The sequence below is a fragment of the Staphylococcus gallinarum genome (assembly GCF_000875895.1).
Lineage (GTDB): Bacteria > Bacillota > Bacilli > Staphylococcales > Staphylococcaceae > Staphylococcus > Staphylococcus gallinarum.
The window spans coordinates 52,970-65,346 of record NZ_JXCF01000256.1 but is presented as its reverse complement, the minus strand read 5'-3'; the positions used below and the strand labels follow the sequence as shown (position 1 = coordinate 65,346).

The window sequence follows — 12,377 nt, the reverse complement described above, 5'->3', positions numbered from 1 at the left end:
TCAATTATAGTATGGTTTTAATAATACTATAAATAATTTATAAAAATGTACTTAAATTAATGATTGAAGGGATTTATAAATGGAAAAGTCTAACATCGATGTGAAAGATTTAATTAATATTGGATTATTTACTGCCGTGTATTTTATCTTTATTGCACCGCCAGGTATCTTGGGTATTATTCCGATATTTATGCTATTGTTGCCTGCAATGATAGGTTTGATTGGTGGGATACCTATTTTGTTATTAATCACGAAGACGCAAAAGTTCGGCGCAGTAACAATTTGTGGCAGTATGATTTGTTTGATTCTTGCTGTAATGGGTCATCCTTGGATTGCTTTAGTGCTCAGCATTCCAGTAATTGTAATTGCCGACTGTATTTTAGCATGGGGTAAATATAAAAATTTAAAGCTAAATTATCTTGGTTATATGGTATTTTCATTATGGCCAATTGGGAATTTGTTGCCGTTTTACTTTATGAGAAATGATTATTTGCAATTTATACAGCAAAAATATGGTATTGCCTATGAAAGTACTGTTGCAAGCATATTCTCAATACAGATGATTCCTATCATTGTCATAGCAACATTGATTGGTTCATGGGCGGGCTTCTGGATAGCAACACAAATATTGAAGAAGCATATGAAACGCGCAGGTATTATTTAATATGAATAAAACTATGGATATAAACAAAGGAAGTTTATTATTAGATCCAAGAACTAAAATGTGTCTTATGTTCATTGTTTCAATTATAAGTTTAACAGGAAGTGAAGCTGTTCCTGCAATTTATATACGACTTTTGGTGATGTTATTACCGATAGTATTATTGTTAACAATTAAAAAATTTATACAAAGTATATTGTGCGCAAGTATTATCATGGTTGCATGGATGGTAGAATCGGTGATTTATATTAATTACGCTCCTATATATACCCTTATATTATTTATAACTGCTGGTATCGTTACAAGATTTTTACCAGCACTACTAATGGGTTATTATATTTTGAAGACGACAGAAGTAGCAACATTTATCACTAGTTTAGAACAAATGCATTGCCCACGAAAATTGACGATACCTTTATCAGTTATGTTTAGGTTTATACCGACGATTAAAGAGGAAGGACAAGCGATAAAGCGTGCAATGAAAATGCGTGGTATAGATTATAAGTACGCCCTGCTACATCCGTTAAAGTATCTAGAATTTAGAGTAGTACCTTTATTAAACAGTGTGATAAAAATTGGTAACGAGTTATCGATGGCTTCAATTACTAGAGGTTTAACATTACAACACGCTAGAACAAACATGATTACTTTAACCATTAGGGCAGTCGATTGGATAGTCATCATTGTAATGATGTTATTAGGTATACTTTATTATGTAATATGAGGGATAAATATGATTGAAATTAAAGATGTATCATTCAGCTATAAACAGACGGATGGTATGAAACAATTAAAGGATATAAATTTAAATATTAATAAAGGTGAAGTCATTTGTTTAGCAGGGGCTTCCGGATGTGGAAAATCTACATTAATACGTTTGTTAAATGGCATCATTCCAACCTTTTTTCAAGGTGATATATCTGGTGTGATTAAAGTGGATGATCAATCTCTATTTGATCAATCAATGGATGATATTTCACGTTGGTATGGTACCGTATTTCAAAATCCTAGGACACAGTTTTTTTGTTTAAATACAACACGTGAGCTAGCTTTTGAATCAGAAAATATAGGACTACCAGCATCTCAGATTGTAGAGAGCCTGACACAGAGTGTTGAGAAATTTGAATTAGAACAATTACTGGATCGTTCTATTTTTAAGTTGTCAGGTGGGGAAAAGCAATTGATCGCCTGTGCAAGTGTTTATATTACTGGGCACCAATGTATTATTTTAGATGAGCCCTCATCGAATCTGGATATTAAGGCAATAAAGAAATTAACACGCATGCTAGAGATTTGGAAAGCTGAAGGGAAAACAATCATTATTGCAGAACATCGATTACATTATATGATTGATATTGTCGATACCTTTGTCATTATGGAACGAGGTCGTATAGTAAATGAATTGACCAATCAATCATTTAAACAACTGACGACAGAAGATATACAGCAATATGGTTTGCGAAGTACAACGATAGAACAATTACAATTTAAATGTGTAAAAAATCAAGGATATCGCACACTTAATATTGAGCGATTGCAATTTAAATACCAAGGACAACAAAGTCTAGTGTTAAACATAAATCCAGTTAAATTAGAGTTTGGAGCAATAACAGCAATCATTGGAGAGAATGGTGCAGGTAAATCAACTTTAGCACGATGTTTAACAGGACTAGAACGTAAGATGAATGCACAAATAACAATAGATGATCAATCACTTAATGCCAAAGACTTGGCAAAAATGGTATTTCAAGTATTCCAAGATGTAAACAATCAATTGTTTACCGAAAGTATTGAAGCGGAACTACGATTAAGTAATGATTCTATAGCTGAAGATCAAATAGTCAAACGTTTGCGCGAACTAGGCATTTCTGAACATATTGAACGACACCCATTATCTCTGTCAGGTGGTGAAATGCAACGCTTAGCGATTGCAAGTGCACTAGAATCTAATAGAAAGATTTTAATTTTTGATGAACCTTCGAGTGGATTAGATGGAAGAAATATGCGCAAGCTTAGTACATTACTGAATGAATTAGCACGATCTGGACACATGATAATAATTATTACGCATGACTTCGAATTTGTTACGTATTGTGCAGACCACATCGCTACAATGGAAAATGGCCAAATCATAGATTACTGCGACAATAATCCGCTCAATCGTGATAGGTTAGCCCATTATATTGGATTATAAACATGAGCCTATTGTAGTAAAAGTACAAATAGCATGCTTGGTACATGCTGTGTTGCAAAAATAAAAGCAAATATTAAATTTAAAAAGATCAATCAGTTTTTAAACATTTGGCGTAACTTAGCTACATCTATTTGATGTATGGCCAAAATCATTTAACCTCTGGTTGATCTTTAATATGTATAGCGTCATGTGTGCAACGCGATAATATTAGTTTAAGTTATGATGTTTTCCGTCATTATTTGGAGATAGCATCATATATTGTATCGTTGCTGTCTCTAATGAAATAGATAATGGTAGTTTATTGCTATGCAAAGTTAACGTAGCTAAAGGATGATTAGATTGATTTATTTGTTGTAATACTTGTGGATCAATAAACGTATGGTTCAATTGCGCAGAAATCATATTCGTAATCAATCCGTGTTCAGGATTTAAAATTCTATTAAATACAAAATACTCATTTGTATAAGGTGTCGTAACGGACATAACTAAAGGCGCTGTATTTGTTAATGCATTATTTTTGTTAATGAGTAACATATGAAAATCACTATTCACCTTACAAACAATGCCGTTTGGTAAGCGCAATATATATTGATCAATAAATGGTGCTAATAAACTATAAATATAAACAATTGGCATCGTATTTTGATGTTGATCTATAAGCATGACCTGATCATCATCAGCTGCATAAAGTGGAAAGCCGATTCCAGCTATTTTCCCATTTAAGTCTAATAAAAGGCGAGATAATAATATATGTGATTCACTTATACTATTTTCGTAGTATTTTAATAAACTGCTATAAGTCACATTGTTAATAATTAACTTATTTGAATGTGGTACTAGATAGCTAATAAATTGCATAAATGTTTGCTTTAAGTCAGAACAGGGCTGAATAAATTTGTTGTGAATTAAGTCGTGAAATAACTTGAGATCACTATTAATATAATAATTAGTTGCAGGATACATTGTGATTGCATTGATTATTTCAGGTATCGTTTGATATTCAGTTAAAAGATTATCTATTACAATACCTATGCCCATATTGCGATATCTCTGAGTTAGTAATTGCATGATAGATTGGAAGTATTCGTCTTCCCAATTTGCAGGATTAAATATCAATGTCAAATACCTTAATATAGATTGGCGTTTATCTGTTTTGGCCAATGGCCTGATAATTGCGTTATGTATGGAATGGAAATGATCAACAGTTGCAACGGTTAATGTAACTTTAAAGTCATTACTTGCTAACCGTTGGATAATATTTAACAATTTCTGTAACTCTAAATTATTAAGATATTTAATGTCTACATTATGAATGTGTAAATTCACTTTCGAGAAATTTTCCGCAATCAATGACTCAAAATGGCTTTCTGAAAAATTAATCAGTTCATATAAATTGTTTAGTTGAATCACGTTAACCATCGGTTCAAAGTGATTGTTAAATTGTAAGTCATCTAAATTTATATTAGAAATTACATTGTTCTTTAATTTAATATTCTGTTTTAGTTGAGATAAATATTTCGAAATATATTCAACGTCTGTATGAATTTTGACAGGGTGATCGCCTTTCATACTACGATAGTGATAAATAAATTTTTTTGGAGGCATATGAACAAAATTTTTAAAATGCTTTGAATAGGTACTCACATTAGTAAAGCTAAAATGTGTTGCAGTCTCATGTATAGATTTACTATGTTGTACTAAATCATACAAGGATAATGCGACTTTTAAGGATGATACATAAAACTTAAAATTTATATTGAGCATTCTTGAGAACATAATAGAAATATATGATTGTGAAATGAAGAATTTTTTTGAGACATCTTGTGTAGTTAAATGCTCATGTATATTTAAATTAACGTAGCGAATTAATTTTTGTGCCAGTAAATTTTTGGTTCGTAAAGTAGGTACATAAGTAGTATGTAATGTGACTTTGGCTTCCTTTAACAAAAAATCAACAATGTCTGCTACGTAATGTAACTGACCATTGGTCAAATAGGCTTCATTATATAAAATTTGTAATACCAAAGTTCTGAATTGATCAGTATTACGAATTTGTGCAAAATCAAAATAACAATTGGATAAAAATTGCTCTTGTTCAAAAAATATGGGAAGTGGAATCTTTAATTCGACAACATCATCTAATTTAATCATTTGATATAAATCTGAATTATTTATAATTAATCCATTATCAACGGACAAAATAATCCCATTTAAATTAACCTTACATGGTTTATTTAATGGAAGTAGTATAATAATTTGGTTTATGCAGCGCGTAAATTCAGTTGAATAATCTTTTCTTACAGTTAATGAGCTAATCATAAATACCACCTAAGTCAGAAATTAGAACTATCAGTTAATAGTAATAAAATCATTGTACATCTGTAATAAGAAAAAAGAATGATAATCCCACATTATTATTAAAGTGACGATATAAATTAATAAATAGCACTTTTGCGGAGAATTTTTCAAAAATTGTAAGTAAATTAATAATAATTTGAAGTGGTGTAGTAATAAACGTATAATCTTAGCATTAATATGTTAAAAGATAAAAAAAGAGATCTAAAAACACTGCCTGAAAGTGACTTTAGATCTCTTATTATTTTCGTCCATAGGAACGAAGTTATACTGAGAATGTTGTGTTATTTACTTTGTTTAAATGGGTGCATAAAGTTTAATTCTGGGAATGGAATATAACTATGATGATAGATGGCAAGTTAAATAGCCGTTTATAACACATAAAATACATCCTCACACAATATTATATAACTAATAATCTTCTAATACAATATACAATTATTTTGTTATTTAATTTATTCTGGGCTTTAACTGAGCTGTTTGCTATTAAGGGTACACGAATTGTCAGATTAAACGAATGAGAAAACTTATAATAAGATTTATTTGCTGTCTTTTCTATATAGATCATATGCTTTGTAAAGAAATAAAATAATCGTAATGACTAAGAATAGAGTAAATAGACCATTGAAGATGGAATTGCTATAAATTTTAAAAATTGTAATAGAACTTAAGCCTTCTAAAAATACTGAACCGGTTGTTTTAATTTCAAAAAGATCAAATGCAAGTAGCGTTAATGAGATAAGCGTCATGTATCCGAGCGTAATAATAAAGAGGTTAAACAAATCGACGAAAAATATTTTTCTCATAACAACCAGCCTCCTCTCTTACTTTTATATTGCCAACTAATCAATGATTTAAAGCTTGGTTTAATATAATTTACATAAAATTTACAATCAATAATTAGGTGGTATACAGAGTGGTTGTCGAACAAATATAATATTTATTGATAATAAATTAACTAAAATTACAAGATTCGTAAACAAATTTAATTCTAAATTGTTTTGAATGTGTGTTTATTGTGTAAAATAATAAGTAAGTTTCATTTTTATGGAGTTGCAGAGGAGGGAAAGTATGTATAAGGCTATTATTTTTGATGTGTATGGTACTTTGTTTGATATGGATTCATTAAAAAATGAAATGATTGAGTTTGATGAAGATACTGCAACAAAGATTACTAAGTTATGGCAAAAGACTCAATTAAGACATATGTTTATGAGGCAGGTTATGCAAAGATATATCCCTTTTGATGAATTGACGAAAGACTCACTACGACATACTTTAAATGTTTATGATATTCAATATAATAGAGAAGATATTAATAGATTGTTTGAAGCGTTTTTTAATTTAAATTATTACAAGGAGATACCTAAATCATTAGCCAATTTAAGAGATAAAAATATTGATGTAGGTATACTATCAAATGGTAATGATAATATGTTAATGCCACTCATAGATAATTCAGAACTAGGTGGTTATATCGACACACTTATTAGTGTTAATGAAATTAAACAATATAAACCGAGTGCTGCAAGTTATGCACTTGTATTAGAGTATTATCATATGAATAGAGAAGATATATTATTTGTCTCTTCAAACTCATGGGATATTACTGGTGCTAGTAACTTTGGATTTGATACAGCTTGGGTAAATCGAACAAATAAAAAGTTTGATGTAAACGGTCCAACACCAACGATAACGGTAAGTAATGTGAGCGAAATGGTGAAATGGCTAGAGTTAAATCATAAATAAAAAAGCAGTAAAATTCATGTTTAAGTCGACATGAATTTACTGCTTTTTTTATATTTAGCGAAGCTAAATATGCTTATAAAAATAAGGAGAACTTTAAAATTAAAAAAACTATATTCGCTACACAAATAATATATCATGAATAAATGATATTGTGACCTAACAGTTATGTCACATTTAGAATTTCACTATGGAATTTAGGCTTCCAATAATATAAAAAGATTGCAGTTATCTCTACAAAGATCATGAAAATTTTAGTTAATTCAAACATACATAAGCATAAAATGGGTATGGTTAAGCAGTAATAAAATTCATGAATAATAAAATAGTTATTAAAATTATTATTAAAAGATATTAATTAGGAGGGCATCATGGTTATTTCAAAAAGGTTCACAGCAATTGCATTACCTGTATTTTGCATTATTTTAGTACTCGCTTTATTTATTGATTTGCCAGTATCTAAACATTTTATGAATCAAAATTCAATCTTTGGGACAGTATTTCAAGATTTAGGTCTTTTTCCGCCAACTGTTATTTTGATTCTTTCAATGATTATTTTGAATTTTTATGTGTTTTCAAAGTTTGAAAGTAAATTGATTAAATATATCATTTTATTTTTATCTTTTATTTATACTTTGATAAAAGCTAATACTTTGGTATCTGAAACATTTAAATATATCTTTGCAACAATGGACAATATTGAACGACATAAGCCATTAGGTGTGGCTAGTAATGAAGGTGATACCAGTAATGCATTACCAATGGGGCTAAGTTTCTTAATCACATTCATTTTACTTATGTTAATTACATTATTTGTTACAAAATTTTGGTTACAACAAGTGACTCAAACAGAGATAGAAAGATTAGTTCGCGTTGCATTTGTTAGCTTTTTTGTATTATTAGTAGGATTAGAAACGATTGATAGTTTGAAGGAATTATGGGGGCGAGCAAGACCTTATGAAATTGGTCATGACGGCGCACATTTTACAAATTGGCTTACAATCAATGGTAATACTGGTCACAGTTCATTTCCATCTGGTCATACAACTGATGCGGCTTATTTAATGTTTTGGGCATTTTACTTTAAAACACGTGTTGCCCAAAAGCGTATGTTTATTATTGCATTTATGTTTACTATTATCATGTGTGTGAGTCGTTTACGTATTGGTGCACATTTCTTAGGCGATGTAACCATGGCCTTTACATTAATTACTTTATTGATGATAGCAGCAGATTATATGATTTATAAATGGAATGCAAAACACTTACATTAAAATAGAACAGAACATTAATATAAGTACCTAGGATTCTGTTTGTTAAACAGAATCCTAGGTACTTATTGTATTAGATTATGTTTATATTAATTTTCAAATTTATTTGTAATTATTTTTTATTAGTGTTAAGTTTAATTTAGAATTTAATAAGAATTGCTAGGGGTGCTTGTTAGCTGAAAGAGACATTAGTCTCAACCCTTTGAACCTGATCTGGTTAGTACCAGCGTAGGGAAGCAGAAAAGTACAGTATAAATGGAAAGTCTATAGAGTAGATTTTTATTTACTGTCGCTTCACTAAATATGTGATTTTCGACCAGGTCTCCTAGCAATAATAAAATGCTAAGGAGTTTTTTTTATGAAACAAGAAAAAATAGAATTAAAAAAGCAATTTCCATCAAGTCAAAGGATTTGGGTGAGTGGAGAAGATTCAGATATTCAAGTTCCATTTAGAGAGATACAACTTTCACCAACAGTAACAGAAGAAGGAACAACGGTTAACAAACCGGTGTTAGTCTATGACACTGCAGGTCCATATCATGATACTAGTTATACAGTTGACGTGCAAAAAGGTATACCCAAATTAAGAACACCATGGATAGAAGATAGAAATGATACATTGGAATATGAAGGTAGGAAAATTGTCTCACTGGATAACGGATTTAAATCTAATAATCATAAAAAATTTGTCGAGACACCATTTAAATATCAACCGAAAAAGGCAAAAACAGGACAAAATGTTACACAAATGCATTATGCGAAACAAGGTATTATCACGAAAGAAATGAAATTTGTAGCTAAACGAGAAGATGTCTCACCTGAATATGTGCGTTCAGAAATTGCACGAGGACGTGCGATTATTCCTAATAATGTCAATCACCCTGAATCAGAACCAATGATTATAGGTAAAAACTTTCAAGTGAAAATAAATGCTAATATTGGTAATTCGGCAGTCAGTTCTTCTATAGAAGCTGAAATAGAAAAGTTGGTTTGGGGCATTCATTGGGGGGCAGATACGATTATGGATTTATCTACTGGTAAAAATATCCATGCTACGAGAGAATATCTATTGAGAAATTCCCCTGTTCCTGTTGGCACTGTGCCTATCTATCAAGCATTAGAAAAGGTAGATGGTTCTGCTAAGGACTTAACTTGGGAAATTTATCGCGATACTTTAATTGAACAAGCAGAACAAGGCGTTGACTACTTCACGATACACGCAGGCGTATTATTACGTTATGTCCCGACAACAGTGGATAGATTAACTGGTATTGTTTCAAGAGGTGGATCTATCATGGCACAATGGTGTTTAGCGCATCATGAAGAAAGCTTTTTATATACACATTTTGAAGAAATTTGTGAAATAATGAGCCGTTATGATATTGCAATTTCTCTTGGAGATGGATTAAGACCCGGGTCAATATATGATGCAAATGATGAGAGCCAAATTCTGGAATTAAAGACATTAGGGGAATTAACTGCAATAGCTTGGGAATATGACGTACAAGTGATGATTGAAGGGCCAGGACATGTTCCGATGCATAAAATAAAGGAAAATCAAGACTTAGCTGATTTCCATTGTCAAGAAGCGCCTTTTTACACATTAGGTCCATTAACAACAGATATTGCACCAGCCTATGACCATATTACGTCTGCAATCGGGGCAGCCCAAATTGCTAGTTATGGTACAGCAATGCTTTGTTATGTTACTCCAAAAGAGCATCTGGGATTACCTAATAAAGACGATGTGAGAGAAGGTGTTGTCACGTATAAGATTGCAGCACATGCAGCTGACTTGGCAAAAGGTGTCAAAGGAGCACAACAAAGAGATGATGAAATTAGTAGAGCACGATTTGAATTTAGATGGTACGATCAATTTAATCTGTCGCTAGATCCTGATAAGGCACGTTCATATCATGATGAAACACTACCTGCTGAAGCAGCAAAGGTTGCCCATTTCTGCAGTATGTGTGGGCCTAAATTCTGTTCGATGCGTATCTCTCACGATTTAAGAAAGCACAATGATTTAAAAGAAGAAGGATTGAAACAAAAGTCTGAAGAATTTGTTTCAAAAGGTAGTAGGATTTACCGTTAGAGATAGAGTTTTGGGCGAAAATTCCCATTCTTAAAATAAGAGAACTATGCTATGAAGTGATGCTCCCTTTAAAGTAGTTACTGAAAAACGTAAACTTTGAAGGGAGCTTTTTATGATCCCAAAAGAAAATGAGCTTTACTCAAATATAACCACAGCGCATTATAAATTATATAATAATAGCGGTATAAAATATTGAGAAGTATTAGGTCGAGACTCCTAAGGAAGCAGTGTCAGTTGAAGGCCGAGGCTGAGACGGCATCTTAGGAAAGTGAGATAATAATATAAATATTGTAAAGTAAATCTTCTAGCTAAAAGTCTGAATGTATATAGCACAAATTAATGTTTCGTACTTTGAGAAGGATTTAAATCTAATTGATAGAATGCTAAATCTAACCATTTATCAAATTTATAACCTACATTTTGAATGGTTCCAGAATGTTTGAATTTAAATTTTTTATGCAAGTAAATACTATAATCATTCGTAGCGTCAATGCCTGCAACAAGTGTTCTATAGCCATTATTACGAGCAGTTTGGATGATTTCAGCCAGCAATTGTGATGCAATCCCTTTTCCTCTATGATGTTTATTTACATAAATAGAGTGTTCAATAGAATATTGATAAGCGGGCCAATCTCTAAATGTACCATAAGTAGCGAAGGCTATCGCTTCACCTCTTTCATCGTATACAAGAACAGGCTCTTGTTTATTAAGTTTATTTTCAAACCAAGTTTCACGTGATGCCAAAGTTTGAGGTTTATAAGTATAAACAGCGGTAGTATTCAAGATCGCATCGTTGTATATTTCTAGTATATTCGGTAAATCTGATTGCTTAGCATGACGTATCATAGCGCATCCCACCTTATATTAAAGTAAATTAGAAATCACTATCACAGTTATAAAAGTATGGCATTCATAATTAATATGAAACACTTAGTTAAACCAAGATATTTACGATGAGTGATTTAATACTATTTAACACTTAATTATTAAGTTCTGCAATGTATTGTTGTAAAAATTCTCCTCATTTATTTAAATATTTGGAATGCGAAATAACATATGGACTAGTCCAATTCTAAATGTATTGTGCTATACTTATATTCTGAAATATAAGTGCTAACATTAAAGGAGTATAAAAGAAATGAATAAGCTACTAAGGATAGTTGGTGTCATTTTTATTTTAATTGCAATTTACTTTTTAGCTAAGCCTCATATTGATAATTATTTAACAAAGAAAGCCGATGAAGATAAAATAACGGAATACGATAAAAAACAACAATTTTCTGGTGAGATTCCCAAAGATAAATCTAAAATGGTAGGCTATATTGAAGTGCCTGATGCTAAAATTAAAGCGCCAGTATTTCCAGGGCCCGCTACCCCGAAACAATTAGATCGAGGCATTAGTTTAGTTGAAGCAGACGAATCATTAAATGATCAAAATATAGCTATAGCTGGTCATACTTTCGAAGGCTCGGATACGTATCAATTTTCAAATTTACCTAAAGCACATAAAGGCAGTGTCGTTAACTTTAAAGTTGGGAAGGATAAGCGAAAGTACAAAATCTCAAAAATTTATGATGTGAAACCTAGTGATGTAAAAGTGCTAGATGAACAACAATCAAAGCAACACCAACTTACATTAATTACTTGTGATGATTATAATAAAAAGACAGGACAATGGGAAAAACGCAAAATATTTATTGCTAAAGCAGTATAAAGCATAACGAGTCTGGAATACAAATTCCAAAAAATAGCACTCAGATGATTGAATTCAATTTATCTGAGTGCCTTTTTATTTATTATTTCGTATTATTGGCTCGCTTTCCTAGGGGCCAGCTTCAGCCTGTAGTCTTCAGCTTGTCCTGTTCCCACAGGAGTCTCGCCAGAATACTTCGTAAAGCAGCATTATATTTTACATTAAAATAATAAAATATATTAACATCCTCGTAATTAAATATGTCTTGTTTGTGTTTACAAATGCATCCTATCTTATTTACTGTTATTCGATTTGTATTAAGTTCGTATTATTGGCTCGCTTTCCTAGGGGCCAGCTTCAGC

Annotated in this window: 10 protein-coding genes and 1 riboswitch; of the genes, 7 read left to right on the top strand and 3 right to left on the bottom strand. The window is 31.3% G+C overall.

From position 1 onward, the window contains the following. Positions 1–79 precede the first annotated feature (79 nt). From SH09_RS14630 to SH09_RS14620, 3 genes are read left to right on the top strand one after another with little or no spacing between them, the layout of a single operon-like run. Positions 80–664, top strand: a complete 585-nt coding sequence (locus SH09_RS14630) for an MptD family putative ECF transporter S component (protein ID WP_042740324.1) — start codon at positions 80–82, stop codon at positions 662–664. A 1-nt stretch (position 665) separates the two neighbouring features. After that, positions 666–1,385: an energy-coupling factor transporter transmembrane component T gene (locus SH09_RS14625; RefSeq protein ID WP_042740323.1), complete on the top strand. Its 720-nt coding sequence runs from the start codon at positions 666–668 to the stop codon at positions 1,383–1,385. A 9-nt stretch (positions 1,386–1,394) separates the two neighbouring features. Next, positions 1,395–2,855, top strand: a complete 1,461-nt coding sequence (locus SH09_RS14620) for an ABC transporter ATP-binding protein (RefSeq protein WP_042740322.1) — start codon at positions 1,395–1,397, stop codon at positions 2,853–2,855. A 207-nt stretch (positions 2,856–3,062) separates the two neighbouring features. Here the strand turns inward: SH09_RS14620 and SH09_RS14615 are convergent, their stop codons facing one another. Continuing rightward, on the bottom strand, positions 3,063–5,174 hold the full coding sequence (locus tag SH09_RS14615; protein ID WP_042740321.1) for a helix-turn-helix domain-containing protein: 2,112 nt from the start codon (positions 5,172–5,174) through the stop codon (positions 3,063–3,065). Between the two features lie 575 nt (positions 5,175–5,749). Next, positions 5,750–6,016 (bottom strand): hypothetical protein, encoded by a 267-nt coding sequence (locus SH09_RS14610; protein ID WP_042740320.1) that lies wholly within the window; start codon positions 6,014–6,016, stop codon positions 5,750–5,752. Positions 6,017–6,281: 265 nt separating this feature from the next. Between SH09_RS14610 and SH09_RS14605 the strand changes: the two genes are divergently transcribed. The 3 genes from SH09_RS14605 (at position 6,282) to thiC (ending at position 10,322) form a co-directional block, all read left to right on the top strand. Further along, positions 6,282–6,959 (top strand): haloacid dehalogenase type II, encoded by a 678-nt coding sequence (locus SH09_RS14605; protein ID WP_042740319.1) that lies wholly within the window; start codon positions 6,282–6,284, stop codon positions 6,957–6,959. A 368-nt stretch (positions 6,960–7,327) separates the two neighbouring features. Then, complete coding sequence (locus SH09_RS14600; protein WP_042740318.1) at positions 7,328–8,230, top strand: phosphatase PAP2 family protein; 903 nt, start codon at positions 7,328–7,330, stop codon at positions 8,228–8,230. A gap of 148 nt (positions 8,231–8,378) precedes the next feature. Then, a riboswitch (TPP riboswitch) is annotated at positions 8,379–8,479 on the top strand. Between the two features lie 106 nt (positions 8,480–8,585). Next, entirely contained in the window at positions 8,586–10,322 is a 1,737-nt protein-coding gene (thiC, locus tag SH09_RS14595; RefSeq protein WP_042740317.1) for a phosphomethylpyrimidine synthase ThiC, read from the top strand. A 336-nt stretch (positions 10,323–10,658) separates the two neighbouring features. Here the strand turns inward: thiC and SH09_RS14590 are convergent, their stop codons facing one another. Continuing rightward, the gene (locus SH09_RS14590; RefSeq protein WP_042740316.1) at positions 10,659–11,168 is read right to left on the bottom strand and encodes a GNAT family N-acetyltransferase; all 510 of its coding nucleotides are present in this window, start codon (positions 11,166–11,168) and stop codon (positions 10,659–10,661) included. Positions 11,169–11,460: 292 nt separating this feature from the next. On the opposite strand from SH09_RS14590, the gene srtA reads away from it, so the two are divergent. After that, positions 11,461–12,036: a class A sortase SrtA gene (srtA, locus tag SH09_RS14585; RefSeq protein WP_042740315.1), complete on the top strand. Its 576-nt coding sequence runs from the start codon at positions 11,461–11,463 to the stop codon at positions 12,034–12,036. Positions 12,037–12,377: the final 341 nt, after the last annotated feature.